Here is a 17,664-nt window from a genome sequence, read left to right on the forward strand (position 1 = left end):
CCCCAGTCAGTTCGCCGCCGCAGTCTGCGCGGAATTGATGGATGCGGTGACGTTGGTGACGAGCGTCTTGACCGATTGGGCGGTCGCGTCGAACACCGGCGCCGGATAGACGCCGAAGAAGATGACCAGCACCACCAGCGGGTAGACGATCGCCTTCTCGCGCGGCGAAAGATCCAGCAGGTTCTTCAGGCTGTCCTTGGTCAGCGCGCCGAAGATCACCCGGCGATAGAGCCACAGCGCGTAGGCCGCCGACAGGATGACGCCGGTGGCGGCGAAGAACGCCACCCAGGTGTTGACCTTGAACACGCCGAGCATGGTCAGGAACTCGCCGACGAAGCCGCTGGTGCCGGGCAGGCCGACATTGGCCATGGTGAAGATCATGAACACGGTGGCGTATTTCGGCATGTTGTTGACGAGGCCGCCATAGGCGTCGATCTCGCGCGTGTGCATGCGGTCATAGATGACGCCGACGCACAGGAACAGCGCGCCCGAGACGAGGCCGTGGCTGAGCATCTGGAAGATCGCGCCCTGCACGCCTTCCTGGTTCATCGCGAAGATGCCCATGGTGACGAAACCCATATGGGCGACCGACGAATAGGCGATCAGCTTCTTCATGTCCTCCTGCATCAGCGCCACCAGCGAGGTGTAGATGATGGCAACGACCGAGAGCGTGAACACCAGCGGCGCGAACATCGCCGACGCTTCCGGGAACATCGGCAGCGAGAAGCGCAGGAAGCCGTATCCGCCCATCTTCAGGAGGATGCCGGCCAGGATGACGGAACCGGCAGTCGGCGCTTCGACGTGGGCATCGGGCAGCCAGGTATGCACCGGCCACATCGGCATCTTCACCGCGAAGGAGGCGAAGAAGGCGAGCCACAGCCAGGTCTGCATGTTGGCCGGGAAGTGATGCGTCAACAGCGTCGGAATGTCGGTGGTGCCCGACTGGAAGAACATCGCCATGATGGCGAGCAGCATCAGCACCGAGCCGGCGAGCGTATAGAGGAAGAACTTGAACGAGGCATAGACGCGCCGCTTGCCGCCCCAGACGCCGATGATGATGAACATCGGGATCAGGCCCGCCTCGAAGAAGACGTAGAACAGGACGATGTCGAGCGCGCAGAACACGCCGATCATCAGCGTCTCGAGGATCAGGAAGGCGATCATATAGGCCTTGACCCGCTTCTCGATCGCATCCCATGAGGCCAGGATGCAGAGCGGCATCAGGAAGGTCGTCAGAATGACGAACAGCATCGATATGCCGTCGACGCCCATATGGTAGGAAATGCCCGAATCCAGCCAGGCGTGCTTCTCGACGAACTGGAAGCCGGCCTGCGAATTGTCGAAGCCCGTCCAGATGAACAGCGAGACGACGAAGGTGAACGCAGTCGTGATGAAGGCGATGGCGCGGATGTTGCGGCGCGCGTTTTCGCTGTCGTCGCTGATGAACAGGATGAGCAGAACACCAACCAGCGGCAGGAAGGTGACCAGCGAGAGAATTGGCCAGTCGGTCATCAGAGCATCATCCAGGTGACGAGAGCGGCCACACCGATCAGCATGGCGAAGGCATAGTGGTAGAGATAACCGGTCTGCAGCTTGACGACGCGGTTGGTGACGTCGACGACGCGCGCCGAGATGCCGTCTGGGCCGAGGCCGTCGATGATGGCGCCGTCACCGGTCTTCCACAGGAACCTGCCGAGGCGCTTGGCCGGCTGCACGAACAGGAAGTCGTAGAGCTCGTCGAAATACCACTTGTTGAGCAGGAAGGCGTAGAGGCCGCGATGATGCGCCGCCAGTTCCTCCGGCATCTCCGGCTTGCGGATATAGAACTGCCAGGCGACCAGCAGCCCGATCACCATGGCGACGAAGGGCGCCAGTTCCACCCAGAGCGGCAGCTCGTGGATCTCGTGCAGGATGTGATTGTCGGGCAGCGTGAACAGCGACGCCTTCCAGAACTCGGCATAGCCCTCGCCGATGAAGGCGCCGTGGAAGAGAACGCCCGCAAACAGCGCGCCGGCGGCCAGCACATAGAGCGGCACCAGCATCACCGGCGGCGATTCATGGACATGGTGCATGACCTCGTGGCTGGCGCGCGGCTCGCCGTGGAAGGTCATGAAGATCAGCCGCCAGGAATAGAAGCTGGTGAAGCAGGCGGCGACCACCAGCAGGATAAAGGCGAAGCCGGCGACCGCATTGTGGCTGGCGAAGGAGGTCGCGATGATGGCGTCCTTGGAGAAGAAGCCGGCGGTGCCGATCACCGTTGCCGGAATGCCGACGCCGGTCAGCGCCAGCGTGCCGATGATCATCATCCAGTAGGTCGCCGGGATCAGCTTGCGCAGGCCGCCCATCTTGCGCATGTCCTGCTCGTCCGACACCGCGTGGATGACCGAGCCGGAGCCGAGGAACAGCAGCGCCTTGAAGAAGGCATGCGTGAACAAATGGAAGATCGCCGCGCCATAAGCGCCGACGCCGAGCGCCACGAACATGTAGCCGAGCTGCGAGCAGGTCGAATAGGCGATGACGCGCTTGATGTCGTTTTGGACGAGGCCGACGGTGGCCGCGAAGAAGGCGGTGAAGGCGCCGATGAAGGTGACGACGGTCAGCGCCGTGTGCGAAAGCTCGAACAGCGGCGACAGCCTCGCCAGCATGAAGACGCCGGCGGTCACCATGGTCGCCGCGTGGATGAGCGCGGAGACCGGGGTCGGGCCTTCCATGGCGTCCGGCAGCCAGGTGTGCAGCGGTACCTGCGCCGACTTGCCCATGGCGCCCATGAAGAGCAGCAGGCAGACCACCGTCAGCGCCGTCTGCTTATCGAGCGCATGGCCAAGGAAGGTGAGCACGGCGGCACCCGCCGGCGCGCCTTCTGCGGGCAGGAACGAGGCCGCATTGGCGAAGACGGTGCTCAGATTGACCGAGCCGAACAGCACGAACACGCCGAAGATGCCGAGCGCGAAACCGAAGTCGCCGACGCGGTTGACGACGAAAGCCTTGATCGCCGCGGCATTGGCCGACGGCTTCTTGTACCAGAAGCCGATCAGCAGATAGGAAGCAAGACCGACGCCTTCCCAGCCGAAGAACATCTGGATGAGGTTGTCGGCCGTCACCAGCATCAACATGGCGAAGGTGAACAGCGACAGATAGGCGAAGAAGCGCGGCCGGTTCGGATCGTGGTGCATGTAGCCGATCGAATAGATGTGAACCAGCGCCGACACGGTATTGACGACGATCAGCATCACCACCGTCAGCGTGTCGATCCTGAGCGCCCAGGACGCGTCGATGCCGCCCGACTGGATCCAGCGCAGCACCGGCACGGTGAACACCTCGCCATGGCCGAAGCCGACGGTGAAGAAGGCGATCCACGACAGCACGGCCGCGATCACCAGGAAGCCGGAGGTGATGTATTCGGAAGCCTTGGCGCCGAGCGAATTGCCGAACAGCCCGACGATCAGGAAGCCGAGCAGCGGAAGGAAGACGATAGCCTGATACATGATGGTTCCCGTCAACCCTTCATCGCGCTCACGTCTTCGACCGCGATCGAACCGCGGTTGCGGAAGAAGACGACAAGAATGGCAAGACCGATCGCGGCTTCCGCGGCTGCGACCGTCAGCACGAACAGGGCGAAGACCTGTCCGACAAGGTCATGCAGCGCCGCCGAGAAAGCGACGAAGTTGATGTTGACCGCAAGCAGGATGAGCTCGATCGACATCAGGATGACAATGATGTTGCGGCGGTTCAGGAAGATGCCGAACACGCCGAGCGTGAACAGGATCGCCGATACGGTCAGGTAATGTGCAATGCCGACGACCATCTCAGATGCCCTCGCCCGATTTGACCTTGCGGATTTCCATGCCCGTCGCCGGCGTGCGGGCGACCTGCGCGGCGATCGACTGCCGCTTGACGCCCTCCTTGTGGCGCAGCGTCAAGACGATGGCGCCGATCATGGCGACCAGCAGCACCAGGCCGGAAATCTGGAAATAATAGAGGTAGTCCGTATATAGGATGTCGCCGAGCGCCGCCGTGTTGGAGCGCGTGGCGAGGTCCGGCGTCGCTTTGGCGACCGTCGAGGCAAGCTGCGGCGCGAATGTGTAGCCGCCGAGCACGACGATCAGCTCCGCCGCCAGAATCAGCCCGACCAGCGCGCCGATCGGCGCATATTGCAGCGCACCCTCTTTCATCTCGGCGAAGTCGACGTCGAGCATCATGACGACGAACAGGAACAGCACCATCACCGCGCCGACATAGACGACGAGCAGGATCATCGCCAGGAACTCGGCGCCGGTCAGCATGAAGAGGCCCGCGGCGTTGAAGAAGGTGAGGATCAGGAAGAGCACCGAATGCACGGGGTTGCGCGACGAAATGACCATGAAGGCCGACGCCACGGCAATAAAGGCGAAGAGGTAGAAAAAGGCCGCCTCTAGTCCACTCAGCATGGGTTCCCCCGGGTTCCAAATTCCGACTCCGACCCGCCTCCGGTTCGAAACCGCGTGTTCCTTAAACGGACGGCGTTGCGCCGTCCACTTTCTTGTTCCTTCTCCCCGTTTACGGGAGAAGCACGCTAATCACCTATACGGCGCATCCAGCGCGATGTTGCGCGCCAGCTCACGCTCCCAGCGATCGCCGTTCGCGAGCAGCTTTTCCTTGTTGTAGTAAAGCTCCTCGCGCGTCTCGGTCGCGAATTCGAAATTCGGCCCCTCGACGATAGCATCGACCGGGCAGGCTTCCTGGCAGAAGCCGCAATAGATGCACTTCACCATGTCGATGTCGTAGCGCACGGTGCGGCGGGTGCCGTCATTGCGACGCGGGCCAGCCTCGATGGTGATCGCCTGCGCCGGGCAGATCGCCTCGCAGAGCTTGCAGGCGATGCAGCGTTCCTCGCCGTTCGGATAGCGGCGCAGCGCATGCTCGCCGCGGAAGCGCGGGCTGATCGGCCCCTTCTCATGCGGATAGTTGATCGTTTCCTTCGGCGCGAAGAACTGGCGCATCGACAGGAAGAAGGCGCCGACGAAATCCTTCAGCAGCAGCGATTTTGCGGCCTGGGCCAGAGCGGACATCACGCAAACCCCGTGATCTTGAGGAAGGCCGCGGTGGCCACGACCATGAACAGCGAAATCGGCAGGAAGACTTTCCAGCCCAGCCGCATCAGCTGGTCGTAGCGGTAGCGCGGCACAAAAGCCTTCACCATCGAGAACATGAAGAACATCAGGCAGATCTTCAGCACGAACCAGATCACGCCTGGAACCCAGGTGAAGGGCGCGAAGTTGAACGGCGGCAGCCAGCCGCCGAGGAACAGGATGGTCGCCAGCGCGCACATCAGCACGACGGCAACATATTCGCCGAGGAAGAAGAGCAGGAACGGCGTCGACGAATATTCGACCATGTGGCCGGCGACGAGTTCCGATTCCGCTTCCACCAGATCGAAGGGGGGGCGGTTCGTCTCGGCAAGCGCGGAGATGAAGAAGACCACGAACATCGGCAACAGCGACAGCCAGTGCCAGTCGAGGAAGGTGTTGGGCAGGCCGAGCCTGGTGCCGAGACCGTCCTGCTGCGACATGACGATGTCGGAGAGGTTGAGCGAGCCGACGGTGAGCAGCACGGTGACGATGACGAAGCCGATCGAGACTTCGTAGGACACCATCTGCGCGGCCGAGCGCAGCGCGCCGAGGAACGGGTATTTCGAGTTCGATGCCCAGCCGCCCATGATCACGCCATAGACCTCGAGCGAGGAGATGGCGAAGACATAGAGGATGCCGACATTGATGTTGGCGATCGCCCAGCCCTCACTGACCGGAACGACAGCCCAGGCCGAAATCGCCAGCACCGCCGAGACAAGCGGCGCCAGAAGGAACACGCCCTTGTTGGCGCCCGATGGGATCACAGGCTCCTTGAAGACGAATTTCAGAAGGTCGGCAAAGGCCTGCAGCGTTCCCCACGGACCGACGACGTTCGGGCCGCGCCGCAATTGCACCGCCGCCCAGATCTTGCGGTCGGCATAGAGCAGATAAGCGACGCCAATCAGAAGCACGACGATCAGCACGACCGACTTCAGAAGGATCAGCAGCGCCGGCAGCACGTAGAAGGAGAAGAAGGTGTCCATGCTTATTCCGCCGCCTGCTTGAAGCCGCTCTTGGCCAGCGCCGAGCACTCGGCCATCACGGCCGACGCCCGCGCGATCGGGTTGGTGAGATAGAAGTCCTTCACCGGCGAGGTGAAGGTGCCTTTGGTCAGCCGGCCGCCGAGCTTCGCCACCTTGGCGATGTCGTCGCCGCTGCCCGCCTGCACCTGGTCGATGCGGGCGAGATGCGGGAATTCGCCATAGAGCTTGGCGCGCAGCTGCGCCAGCGAATCGAAGGGCAGCTTCTTGCCGAGCACGTCGGAGAGCGCCCGCAGGATCGCCCAGTCCTCGCGCGCCTCGCCGGGGGCGAAGCCGGCGCGATTGGTCTGCTGCACGCGGCCTTCCGTGTTGACATAGGTGCCCGACTTCTCGGTGTAGGCTGCGGCCGGCAGGATGACATTGGCGCGGTGCGCGCCGGCATCGCCATGCGTGCCGATATAAACGACGAAGGCACCGCCGGTCTTGGCCATATCGATCTCGTCGGCGCCGAGCAGGAAGAGCACATCGGTGTCGCCCAGCATGCCGGCGACGTCCTTGCCACCCTCGCCCGGCACGAAGCCGACATCGAGGCCGCCGACTCTTGCCGCGGCGTTGTGCAGCACCGCAAAGCCGTTCCAGTCGGCCGTGACCGCGTTGACGGCAGCCGCGAGCTTCGCCGCCTGACCGAGCACGGCCGCGCCATCGGAGCGCGCCAGCGCGCCCTGGCCGACGATGATCAGCGGATGCGTGGCCTTGCTCAGCACCTCGAAGAACTTACCGTTGCCGTCGGCAAGGTCCTTGAGCGATTCCGGGCCGGCGCCGATCAGCTCATAGTCGTAGCGTGTGTCGCCGATCTCGCCGATGACGCCGACCGGCAGATTGCCGACGCGCCAGCGCTTGCGGATGCGGGCGTTGAGCACCGAGGCCTCGAAGCGCGGATTGGCGCCGATGATCAGCACCGCATCGGCCTGCTCGATGCCCTCGATCGTCGGGTTGAAGATGTAGCTGGCGCGTCCCAGCGCCGGATCGAGCGCGGCGCCGTCCTGGCGGCAGTCGATGTTCTTCGAGCCGAGCGCGCCCATCAGCAGCTTGAGCGCGTAGATTTCCTCGACCGCGGCGAGGTCGCCGGCGATCGCGCCGATCCGCTCGGGCGCGGTCTTTGCCACCTCGTCCTTGATCGCGGCGAAGGCTTCCGCCCAGCTTGCCGGAACGAGCCTGCCATTCCTGCGCACATAGGGGCGGTCGAGGCGCTGCGTGCGCAGGCCGTCCCAGATGAAGCGGGTCTTGTCGGAAATCCACTCCTCGTTCACCGCCTCGTTGACGCGCGGCAGGATACGCATCACTTCGCGGCCTCTGGAGTCGACGCGGATCGCCGAGCCGACGGCGTCCATGACGTCGATCGATTCCGTCTTGGTCAGTTCCCACGGCCGTGCCTGGAAGGCGAACGGCTTGGAGGTCAGCGCGCCGACCGGGCACAGATCGATGACATTGCCCTGCAGCTCCGACGTCATCGCCTGTTCGAGATAGGTGGTGATCTCGGCATCCTCGCCGCGGCCGATCAGGCCGAGCTCGGAAATGCCGGCGACTTCGGTGGTGAAGCGGACGCAGCGCGTGCAATGGATGCAGCGGTTCATCACCGTCTTGACCAGCGGGCCGATATACTTGTCTTCGACCGCGCGCTTGTTCTCGTGATAGCGCGAGGAATCGACGCCGAAGGCCATCGCCTGGTCCTGCAGGTCGCACTCGCCGCCCTGATCGCAGATCGGGCAATCAAGCGGATGATTGATCAGCAGGAATTCCATCACACCTTCGCGGGCTTTCTTGACCATCGGCGTGTTGGTGAAGATTTCCGGAGGCTCGCCATTCGGGCCCGGACGCAGGTCGCGCACGCCCATGGCGCAGGAGGCCTGCGGCTTGGGCGGGCCGCCCTTCACCTCGATCAGGCACATGCGGCAATTGCCGGCGATGGACAGCCGCTCATGGTAGCAGAAGCGCGGCACTTCCGCGCCGGCGTCCTCGGCCGCCTGCAGCAGCGTGTAATGGTCGGGTACCGTGATCTCTTTCCCGTCGACCTTCAGCTTTGCCATTCGCCTCAAACCTCTGCGGATGTCCCGCAATCTATCCTTCCGGGCGCGACCTGAACCGCGCCCGGCATCTCAATTCACTTCTTCGCGGCGAGCGCCGCGGCCTGGGCAGTCCAATCGTCGCGGCCGATGCGGCCGGCGAGCGACAGGTAGTCTTCCACCCAGGCGATCTCTTCCGATGTCCAGGCGGCGATCTGGCCATAGGTCCAGATGCCGAGACCGTTGAGCACCTTCTCCAGCTTCGGTCCGATACCCGAAATCGCCTTCAGATCCGACGGCTTAGCCGGCCTGTCGACTGCCTTCGGCTGCCTGAAATCCTCCGGCATCAGCCCGGTCGCGGCCGGTTGGGCGACAAGACCCGTCCCGGTCGCGTCGAGCGCCTCCTCGGTCGCGTTCGCCGCGATGTCGGTCACGTCCCTGGCGAAGGTCTGCGCCCTGGCGATCAGCGTATCGGTCGCCTTGCGCGCCTTGGAGGCGTTGGCGGCCGCTTCGTTCTGCGCCTCGAGATCGTCGAAGAAAGGCTGGAACATGCGCTGGGAGGCTTCCATCGCGCCGGTGAACGCGCCCATCCACATGCCGACGGCATGGTTGGCAAGACCGATGCTGAGCGCCGACATCGCCGCGGCGCCCGCGACAGGATGCGCCAGAAGATTGACGGCGCTGGCCATCTCCTTCGGCATCATCTTTGTCAGGTCCTGGTTCATTTTCTCAAGTTGGTCCAAATCAGGCATGAACGGGTAAGGTATCGAATACAGCGCCATAGAGATCTCCTGGTCGTTTCTTCGTATGCCCACGCCCCTGTTTTTAGTCTTCGGGCCAAGCCCGTATTTCGAAGCCTATTCCGCCGCCACCATCACCGGCTCGACCCGGTGCGCGTTGCGCGAAAACTCGTCGATGCGGCGTTCCACCTCGCCGCGGAAATGCCGCATCAGGCCTTGGATCGGCCAGGCCGCCGCGTCGCCCAGAGCGCAGATCGTGTGACCCTCGACCTGCTTGGTGACGTCGAGCAGCATGTCGATCTCGCGCTTCTGCGCCTCGCCGCGCACCAAGCGCTCCATCACCCGCCACATCCAGCCGGTGCCTTCGCGGCATGGCGTGCACTGGCCGCAGCTCTCATGCTTGTAGAAGTAGGACAGCCTGGCGATCGCCTTCACGACATCCGTCGACTTGTCCATGACGATGACGGCCGCCGTGCCGAGGCCGGATTTCAGGTCGCGCAGCGCGTCGAAATCCATCGGCGCGTCCATGATCTGCTCGGCCGGCACCAGCGGCACCGAAGCGCCGCCCGGAATGACCGCGAGCAGATTGTCCCAGCCACCACGGATGCCGCCGCAATGCGTCTCGATCAACTCGCGGAACGGGATCGACATCGCTTCTTCGAAGGTGCACGGATTGTTGACGTGGCCGGACACGCAGAACAGCTTGGTGCCGGAATTGTTCGGGCGACCGAAGGACGAGAACCAGGCAGCGCCCCGGCGCAGGATGGTCGGCGCCACCGCGATCGATTCGACATTGTTGACTGTGGTCGGGCAGCCATAGAGGCCGACATTGGCCGGGAATGGCGGCTTCAGCCGCGGCTGGCCCTTCTTGCCTTCCAGGCTTTCGAGCAGCGCCGTCTCCTCGCCGCAGATATAGGCGCCGGCGCCATGATGCATGTAGATGTCGAAGTCGTAGCCGGATGTGTTGTTCTTGCCGATCAGCTTGGCTGCGTAAGCCTCGTCGATCGCGCGCTGCAGCGCCTCGCGCTCGCGGATGAACTCGCCGCGCACATAGATGTAAGCGGCGATCGCGCCCATGGCGAAGCCGGCGACCAGCGCGCCTTCGACCAGCGTGTGCGGATCGTTGCGCAGGATATCGCGGTCCTTGCAGGTGCCGGGCTCGGATTCGTCGGCATTGATGACCAGATAGCTCGGGCGCCCGTCGCTCTGCTTCGGCATGAACGACCACTTCAACCCGGTCGGGAAGCCGGCGCCGCCGCGCCCGCGCAGGCCCGATGCCTTCATCTCGTTGACGATCCAGTCGCGGCCCTTGGCGATGAGGCCGGGCGTATCGTCCCAGATGCCGCGCGACTGCGCGCCGGCCAGCGACTTGTCGAAGAGGCCGTAGATGTTGGTGAAGATGCGGTCTTTGTCCTGAAGCATTTGTCGTCCCTCAGACCGGCTTCTTGCCGAAGACGCGGATGTATTCGGCGACACCGCCCTTGGCGAGCGCCTTGGCCTGCTTCACCCAGTCGTCGCGCTCGATGCGGCCGCGGAAATTGAGATAGCCGTCGACCCATTCGCGCTCGGCTTTCTTCCATGCGGCGACCTGCGCGAAGGTGTAGATACCCAGCGAATGCAGGGTCCCTTCGATCTTCGGGCCGACGCCGGAGATCAGCTTGAGATCGTCGACCGTGGCAGGTCGCTCGATACCGGCCGGCCGGTTCTTGTCCTCGAGCGAAGGCTTCGCCGTCTTGGCGACGGGCTGCTTGGTTTCCGGCGCCTTGAAGGCCGTGGCCGGTTCGGCCTTCGTCTTCGGCCCGCTGCGCGGCTTGGAAACGGCCTCGACTTCCGGAGCAGCCTGATTGGCGTTGGCGGCCGAATGGCGCGGCGCCCTGACGCTGGCGCCGTTCTCGGTGGCCGGGGCGACCTTGACCGGCGACGGCGTGTTGAGCGCCGGGCTGGTTTCAGCCGCATGGGTCTTCGGCTTGCTGGATTTTGACGGTCCAACCGGGCCCGAGGCGGTCGGAGCCGGCGCCGAAGTTGCCGGCGCAGCGGGTGCCGGGGCTGCGGCAGGAGCAGCAGCCGGCGCGGACGCGAGAGCTTCCTTGGCCGCTTTCGCCGCAGCCTTGGCTTCCTTGTCGCGCGTCGACTTCAAGATCGCCTTTTCGCTGGTCAGCGTCGTCAGGCCGGTAGCTGGCTCGGACCCGTGGCGGCCGTTCTGCGGACCAGGCTTCACCTCGGCGCCCTTGCCGGCGTCGTAGAGATCGATGATCTCGGCCAGCCGCTCAGGCGTCAGATCCTCGAAAGTGTCCTTGAAGATCATGACCATCGGCGCGTTGACGCAGGCGCCAAGGCATTCGACCTCCTCCCACGACAGCGTACCCTGGTCATTGGTGTGGAACTGGTCATGATGGATCTTCGACCGGCACACATCCATCAGCGCTTCCGAGCCGCGCAGCATGCAGGGCGTGGTGCCGCAGACCTGGATATGGGCGCGGGTGCCGACCGGATTGAGCTGGTACTGCGTGTAGAAGGTCGCGACTTCGAGGCCACGGATGCGCGGCATGCCGAGCATGTCGGAGATCGTTTCGATCGCCGCCTTGGTGACCCAGCCTTCCTGCTCCTGCGCGATCATCAGCAGCGGGATGATGGCCGACTGTTCGCGTCCCTTCGGGTATTTGGCGATCCACTGCTGGGCAGCCGCCGCGTTCGCCTCGCTGAAGGCGAAGGTGGCTGGCTGGAGGCTGGCTTCTGCAAGACGGCGGACTGACATTTAGCGATCGACCTCACCAAACACGATGTCGAGGGAGCCAAGCACGGCGGTGACGTCGGCCAGCATGTGGCCGCGGCACAGGAAATCCATGGCTTGCAGATGCGCGAACCCAGGCGCGCGCAGCTTGCAGCGGTAGGGCTTATTGGTGCCGTCGGAGACCAGGTAGACGCCGAACTCGCCTTTCGGCGCCTCGACGGCCGCATAGACTTCGCCGGCCGGCACGCGATAGCCCTCGGTATAGAGCTTGAAGTGATGGATCAGCGCTTCCATAGAGCGCTTCATCGCGGCGCGCTTCGGCGGTACCACCTTGCCGTCGAGATTCGACACCGGGCCGGCGCTTTCCTTGCCGAGCAGAAGATCGACGCATTGGCGCATGATCTTGGCCGACTGACGCATCTCTTCCATGCGCACAAGGTAACGGTCGAAGCAATCGCCGTTCTTGCCGATCGGAATGTCGAAATCCATCTCGGAATAGCATTCATAGGGCTGCGATTTGCGCAGGTCCCAGGCGGCGCCCGAGCCGCGCACCATCACGCCCGAAAAGCCCCAGGCCCAGGCGTCGGCCAGCGACACAGTGCCGATATCGACATTGCGCTGCTTGAAGATGCGGTTGCCGGTCAAGAGCGCATCGAGATCGTCGATCGACTTCAGGAACGGGTCGATCCACTTGCCGATGTCCTCGACCAGCTTCTGCGGCAGGTCCTGGTGCACGCCGCCCGGCCGGAAATAGGCCGCATGCATGCGCGAGCCCGAGGCGCGCTCGTAGAACACCATCAGCTTTTCGCGTTCGACGAAGCCCCACAGCGGCGGCGTCAGCGCGCCGACATCCATCGCCTGGGTCGTTACATTCAAGATGTGCGACATGATGCGGCCCATCTCGGAATAGAGCACGCGGATCAGCTGGCCCCGCTTCGGGACCTCGACGCCGAGCAGGCGCTCGGCCGCGAGCGCGAAGGCATGCTCCTGGTTCATCGGCGCGCAATAGTCGAGCCGGTCGAGATAAGGCACGGCCTGCAGATAGGTCTTGGCCTCAATCAGCTTCTCGGTGCCGCGATGCAGCAGGCCGATATGTGGATCGACGCGGTCGACCACCTCGCCGTCCAGCTCCAGCACCAGGCGCAAAACGCCATGCGCCGCAGGATGCTGCGGACCGAAGTTGATGTTGAAGTTGCGGACGGAGGTTTCAGCCATGGGTCGCCCTACTGCTTCGCCTTCTCATCCCCCGGCAGGACGTAGTCCGTCCCTTCCCAAGGAGAAAGAAAATCGAAATTGCGGAATTCCTGCTTGAGCTCGACCGGCTCGTAGATGACCCGCTTGGCCTCGTCGTCGTAGCGAACCTCGACGAAACCGGTCAGCGGGAAATCCTTGCGCAGCGGATGCCCCTCAAAGCCGTAATCGGTGAGGATGCGGCGCAGGTCCGGATGGCCGGAGAACAGCACGCCGTAAAGGTCGTAGGTCTCGCGCTCGAACCAGTCGGCACCGGGATAGACGCCGGTCAGCGACGGCACCAGCGTCTCCTCGTCGGCCTGGACCTTAAGGCGGACGCGCACATTCTGCTTCGGCGACAGAAGGTGATAGACGACATCGAAGCGCTTGGCGCGCGAGGGATAGTCGGCGCCGCAAATGTCAATGATCGAGATGAACTGGCAGCGCGGATCGTCGCGCAGAAAGGTGGCCACCTCGATGAGATTGCCCGGCTCGACCGGCACCGTCAGCTCGCCATAAGCAAGCACGGCTTCGCCGATGCGGCCGGAGAGCTTCTCGCCGAGATAGGTGGAGAGTTCGTTCAACGCCAGGGTCATCGGCTCACCGCTCGATCGTGCCGGTGCGGCGGATCTTCTTCTGCAGAAGGAGAATGCCGTAGAGCAGCGCTTCCGCGCTCGGTGGGCAGCCGGGCACATAGATGTCGACGGGCACGACGCGGTCGCAGCCGCGCACCACCGAATAGGAATAATGGTAGTAGCCGCCGCCATTGGCGCAGGAGCCCATCGAGATGACGTAGCGCGGCTCCGGCATCTGGTCGTAGACCTTGCGCAGCGCCGGCGCCATCTTGTTGGTCAGCGTGCCGGCGACGATCATGATGTCGGACTGGCGCGGCGACGCGCGCGGCGCGACGCCGAAACGCTCCGAGTCATAGCGCGGCATCGAGGTGTGGATCATTTCGACCGCGCAGCAGGCGAGGCCGAAGGTCATGAACATCAGCGAGCCGCTGCGCGCCCAAGTGATCAGCGCTTCGGTCGAGGTGACGAGAAAACCCTTGTCGGCCAGCTCGTTGTTGATTTCGAGGAAGAAGGGATCGTCCTCCCCCACCGGCCTTCCGGTGTTGGGGTCGATGATACCCTTGGGCTTCGGCGCGACGAGGGTGCCTGAACTGTCGTTCAATCCCATTCCAGCGCTCCTTTTTTCCATTCATAGGCAAAACCGATGGTCAGCACCGCCAGGAACACCATCATCGACCAGAAGCCGAGCATGCCGAGCTTCGAGAAGGAAACCGCCCACGGGAACAGGAAGGCGACCTCGAGATCGAAGATGATGAACAGGATCGATACCAGATAGAAGCGGATGTCGAACTTCATGCGGGCGTCGTCGAACGAGTTGAACCCGCATTCATAGGCGGAAAGCTTTTCCGGGTCGGGATTGCGGTAGGCCACAAGGAACGGAGCAACGATGAGCGCCAGACCGACGATCATCGCCACGGCGATGAACAGCACGATAGGCAGGTACGAACTTAGGAGTACGCTCATGCGGCGACTTTCCTTCGGCGGGGGCAGTTCATTTTGATTACAGCAACGAACTCTAATGCGGAAGCGTGACAGATTAACCGCTGAACCGTTTTAAGGGGCCCATGCTGCAACGCGGCGAGGGTTAGCGCAGCGGTTTCGGTGACGCAAGTCAAACCTTATTCAAATCGCGGCCTTGGACGGCTTATCGGAAGAAACTGGTCCGATCCGCTCCTGTTTGATTTCCTTCGCTTTTTACTCCACTTTTTTCTCCTGACATATCTCCCGCCATTTGCCTGCTAGCATTGCCGGAATCACGGCTGAAGATCCAACGGACGATCGGGGCAAGGACACCTGATGAAGGACAAGATTTCGCTGGCCATGGCGAGGCGCATTGCGCTGGGCGCGCAAGGGTTCAACGACCCTCGCCCCGCAGGAGTTCCGGATCGCCGGCACCTTGCCCGGGTGCTTTCGCGAACCGGCCTTCTGCAGATCGATTCCGTGAGCGCGGTGGTGCGGGCGCATTATATGCCGCTCTATTCGCGCCTCGGCCCCTACCCGCTTACGCTGCTCGACAATGCCGCGGTCACCCGCAAGCGCGCCGTATTCGAATACTGGGCGCATGAGGCGTCGTTCCTGCCCGTCGAGACCTATCCTTTGATGCGCTGGCGCATGCAGCGCGCCGAACAGGGCGACGAGATGTATCTCGGCCTGGCGAAATGGGGCCGTGAACGCAAGGAAATGATCGACGAGATATATAGAGAGGTTGCCGATCGCGGTCCGATCGCCGCCTCCGATATCGAGGGCCACAAGGGCAATGGCGGCTGGTGGGGCTGGAGCGAGGCCAAGCACGCGTTCGAATGGCTTTTCTGGGCCGGACGCATCACCACCGCCTACCGCCGCGGCTTCGAACGCTATTATGACCTGCCCGAGCGCGTTTTGCCGCAGGCGGTGCTCGACCTTCCCGTTCCCTCGGTCGAGGACGCGCATCGCGAATTGCTGCGCATTTCCGCCCGCGCCCATGGCATCGCCACCTATGGCGACCTTCGCGACTATTTTCGTCTCGCGCCGGGCGACACGAAGGATCGCATCGAGGACCTGGTTGAGGCGGGGGAACTGCTGCCGGTGAAGGTCGAAGGCTGGGACAAGACCGCCTATCTCCACAAGGAAGCCCGTTTCCCGCGCCGGATAGAGGCGCGCGCCCTGCTCGCCCCCTTCGATCCCGTCGTCTTCGAACGCACCAGGACGGAAAAGCTCTTCGATTTCCGCTACCGCATCGAGATCTACACGCCGGCCGAGAAACGCCAATATGGCTACTACGTGCTGCCCTTCCTGCTCGGCGATCGTATCGTCGCCCGCGTCGATCTGAGAGCTGACCGCCCGGCCAGCGTCTTGCGCGTCCACGCCGCCTACGCCGAGGCCGGCGCCCCGCCCGAAACGGCCGCCCAACTCTTCGATGAGTTGAAGCAGATGCAGGGTTGGCTCGGCCTGGAGTCGATCGAAGTGACGCCGGCCGGCGATCTCGGACCGGCGCTGGCCGACATCACGGTGTCGTAGCTGCGCGTTGACAGGGACCTAGCCGTAAGCCTAAATCCTGACCCAGACGGTCTTCTCCCGGCAAAGGGAGGAGCCAAGAGGGAATGCGGTGCGGGCCAACACCCAAATCCGCGGCTGTCCCCGCAACTGTAAGCGACGAGCCTCTGCCGAAAACCACTGGGATGTTCCCGGGAAGGCGGCATTCAGGGCGACGACCCGCGAGCCAGGAGACCTGCCGTCTGAGACTTTAAGTATCCGAATGCCCGGCGGGTTTTCCGGGCAAGGAGCATGGTTTTGGATCGCAACGGCAGTTTCCCGGCAAACAGTGCGGACATTCCGTCCGAGCCCGATGCTTTGGCCGGCGTCACCGTCATCGTCTGCTCCTCCTGCCGCGACGAGACCGGCTCGGATGCGCATCCGCGCGCGGGCACGCTGCTTGCCGAAGACACGCGTCGGGCTGCTTGCGGCGAAAAGATCGACATCCGTACCGTCGAATGCCTCGGCAACTGCAAGCGCCGGCTGAGCGCCGCGCTGCTGCGCGACGGCTGCTGGAGCTACGTCTTCGGCGATCTGAATACGACCAGCGGCGCCGATCTCATCGCCGGCGCAAAGCTCTTCGCCGCCTCGACCGATGGTCTCATCCCCTGGCGCGGCCGGCCCGATTCCCTCAAGCGCGGCCTGGTTGCCCGCATCCCTCCTCTCGACATGCTGAAGGACTGACCATGAACGCATCCGTTTCCCGTGTTCCCTGCACCGTCGTCACCGGCTTCCTCGGCGCCGGCAAGACGACCCTGATCCGCAACCTGCTCGAAAACGCCAAGGGCAAGCGGCTGGCGATCATCGTCAACGAGTTCGGTGATGTCGGCATCGACGGCGAGATCCTGAAAGGCTGCGGCGTCGACTCATGCCCGGAGGAAAACATCGTCGAGCTCGCCAATGGCTGCATCTGCTGCACCGTCGCCGACGATTTCGTGCCGGCGCTCGACCAGATCCTGTCGCTCAACCCCAAGGTCGATCACATCCTGATCGAGACCTCCGGCCTCGCTCTGCCGAAGCCGCTGGTGCAGGCGTTCCAGTGGCCAAGCGTGAAGAGCCGCGTCACCGTCGATGGCGTCATTGCCGTGGTCGACGGTCCGGCGCTGGCCGACGGCCGTGTCGCTTCCGATATGGATGCCCTGCAGGCGCAGCGTGCGGCGGACGATTCCCTCGACCATGACGATCCGGTCGAAGAGGTGTTCGAGGACCAGATCGCCTGCGCCGACCTGATCATCCTGTCGAAAAGCGACCTGATGGATGCGGCAGGCTCCGCCCATGCCAACGCCGTCATCGGCGAGCATGTCGCGCGCGCCGTCAAGGTCGTGCCGACAGCGCAGGGCAAGGTCGATCCGTCCGTGCTGCTCGGCCTCGGCCTTGCGGTGGAGGACGACATCGAGAACCGCAAGACCCATCACGACGACGAGCTCGACCACGAGCACGACGATTTCGATTCCTTCGTCCTCGACATTCCGTCGATCGCCAATCCCGACGAGCTGGCCAAGCGCGTCGCCCTTGCCGCCGAGCAGGAAAACGTGCTGCGCGTCAAAGGTTTCGTCGAGGTCGGCGGCAAGCCGATGCGGCTCCTGCTGCAGGCCGTCGGCCCGCGCGTGAACCACTATTACGACCGCGCCTGGACGGCCGAGGACGATCGCCGCTCGCGGCTCGTCGTCATCGGCCTCAAGGGGCTGAACCGCCCGGCAATCGAGCGTATCCTCGCCGGCTGACA

The 17,664-nt window shown here is 63.6% G+C and carries 17 protein-coding genes and 1 riboswitch; of the genes, 3 read left to right on the forward strand and 14 right to left on the reverse strand.

Annotated features, from left to right (window positions below; all coding sequences use genetic code 11):
* Window positions 1-6: 6 nt before the first annotated feature.
* The 14 genes from LB565_RS01130 to LB565_RS01195 form a co-directional block, all read right to left on the reverse strand.
* A complete protein-coding gene (locus LB565_RS01130; protein WP_224516282.1) occupies window positions 7-1,512 on the reverse strand; it encodes an NADH-quinone oxidoreductase subunit M in 1,506 nt (501 codons plus the stop codon).
* Complete coding sequence (gene nuoL / locus LB565_RS01135; protein ID WP_224581358.1) at window positions 1,512-3,485, reverse strand: NADH-quinone oxidoreductase subunit L; 1,974 nt, start codon at window positions 3,483-3,485, stop codon at window positions 1,512-1,514. Before nuoL ends, LB565_RS01130 begins: the two co-directional genes overlap by 1 nt.
* Before the next feature lie 11 nt (window positions 3,486-3,496).
* Window positions 3,497-3,805, reverse strand: a complete 309-nt coding sequence (gene nuoK, locus LB565_RS01140; RefSeq protein WP_027168992.1) for an NADH-quinone oxidoreductase subunit NuoK — start codon at window positions 3,803-3,805, stop codon at window positions 3,497-3,499.
* 1 nt (window position 3,806) lies between these two features.
* On the reverse strand, window positions 3,807-4,427 hold the full coding sequence (locus LB565_RS01145) for an NADH-quinone oxidoreductase subunit J (protein WP_140545674.1): 621 nt from the start codon (window positions 4,425-4,427) through the stop codon (window positions 3,807-3,809).
* Window positions 4,428-4,556: 129 nt separating this feature from the next.
* Window positions 4,557-5,048 carry an NADH-quinone oxidoreductase subunit NuoI gene (nuoI, locus tag LB565_RS01150; protein WP_224581359.1) on the reverse strand — a complete coding sequence of 164 codons (492 nt, stop codon included), beginning with the start codon at window positions 5,046-5,048 and terminating at the stop codon, window positions 4,557-4,559.
* The gene (nuoH, locus tag LB565_RS01155; protein ID WP_224581360.1) at window positions 5,048-6,091 is read right to left on the reverse strand and encodes an NADH-quinone oxidoreductase subunit NuoH; all 1,044 of its coding nucleotides are present in this window, start codon (window positions 6,089-6,091) and stop codon (window positions 5,048-5,050) included. The genes nuoI and nuoH overlap by 1 nt, the downstream gene beginning before the upstream one ends.
* Window positions 6,092-6,093: 2 nt before the next feature.
* Entirely contained in the window at window positions 6,094-8,175 is a 2,082-nt protein-coding gene (nuoG, locus tag LB565_RS01160) for an NADH-quinone oxidoreductase subunit NuoG (protein WP_224581361.1), read from the reverse strand.
* Window positions 8,176-8,249: 74 nt separating this feature from the next.
* Window positions 8,250-8,933 (reverse strand): NADH-ubiquinone dehydrogenase, encoded by a 684-nt coding sequence (locus LB565_RS01165; RefSeq protein WP_224581362.1) that lies wholly within the window; start codon window positions 8,931-8,933, stop codon window positions 8,250-8,252.
* A gap of 75 nt (window positions 8,934-9,008) precedes the next feature.
* On the reverse strand, window positions 9,009-10,313 hold the full coding sequence (gene nuoF, locus LB565_RS01170; RefSeq protein WP_224581363.1) for an NADH-quinone oxidoreductase subunit NuoF: 1,305 nt from the start codon (window positions 10,311-10,313) through the stop codon (window positions 9,009-9,011).
* Window positions 10,314-10,323: 10 nt separating this feature from the next.
* The gene (locus tag LB565_RS01175) at window positions 10,324-11,646 is read right to left on the reverse strand and encodes an NADH-quinone oxidoreductase subunit E (RefSeq protein WP_224581364.1); all 1,323 of its coding nucleotides are present in this window, start codon (window positions 11,644-11,646) and stop codon (window positions 10,324-10,326) included.
* A complete protein-coding gene (locus LB565_RS01180; RefSeq protein ID WP_224581365.1) occupies window positions 11,647-12,837 on the reverse strand; it encodes an NADH-quinone oxidoreductase subunit D in 1,191 nt (396 codons plus the stop codon).
* 8 nt (window positions 12,838-12,845) lie between these two features.
* Window positions 12,846-13,448, reverse strand: a complete 603-nt coding sequence (locus LB565_RS01185) for an NADH-quinone oxidoreductase subunit C (protein ID WP_224581366.1) — start codon at window positions 13,446-13,448, stop codon at window positions 12,846-12,848.
* A 4-nt stretch (window positions 13,449-13,452) separates the two neighbouring features.
* Window positions 13,453-14,034: a NuoB/complex I 20 kDa subunit family protein gene (locus LB565_RS01190; RefSeq protein WP_015317338.1), complete on the reverse strand. Its 582-nt coding sequence runs from the start codon at window positions 14,032-14,034 to the stop codon at window positions 13,453-13,455.
* Window positions 14,025-14,390 (reverse strand): NADH-quinone oxidoreductase subunit A, encoded by a 366-nt coding sequence (locus tag LB565_RS01195; RefSeq protein ID WP_224581367.1) that lies wholly within the window; start codon window positions 14,388-14,390, stop codon window positions 14,025-14,027. The genes LB565_RS01190 and LB565_RS01195 overlap by 10 nt, the downstream gene beginning before the upstream one ends.
* Before the next feature lie 333 nt (window positions 14,391-14,723).
* Between LB565_RS01195 and LB565_RS01200 the strand changes: the two genes are divergently transcribed.
* The 3 genes from LB565_RS01200 (at window position 14,724) to cobW (ending at window position 17,662) form a co-directional block, all read left to right on the forward strand.
* On the forward strand, window positions 14,724-15,923 hold the full coding sequence (locus LB565_RS01200; protein WP_224581368.1) for a winged helix-turn-helix domain-containing protein: 1,200 nt from the start codon (window positions 14,724-14,726) through the stop codon (window positions 15,921-15,923).
* A gap of 30 nt (window positions 15,924-15,953) precedes the next feature.
* A riboswitch (cobalamin riboswitch) is annotated at window positions 15,954-16,157 on the forward strand.
* A 39-nt stretch (window positions 16,158-16,196) separates the two neighbouring features.
* Window positions 16,197-16,622, forward strand: coding sequence for a DUF1636 family protein (locus LB565_RS01205; RefSeq protein ID WP_224581545.1), 426 nt, complete (start codon window positions 16,197-16,199; stop codon window positions 16,620-16,622).
* Window positions 16,623-16,624: 2 nt separating this feature from the next.
* Entirely contained in the window at window positions 16,625-17,662 is a 1,038-nt protein-coding gene (gene cobW, locus LB565_RS01210) for a cobalamin biosynthesis protein CobW (RefSeq protein WP_224581369.1), read from the forward strand.
* The last annotated feature ends 2 nt before the right edge of the window (window positions 17,663-17,664 follow it).

This window comes from Mesorhizobium sp. CA14 (assembly GCF_020165195.1).
GTDB lineage: Bacteria > Pseudomonadota > Alphaproteobacteria > Rhizobiales > Rhizobiaceae > Mesorhizobium.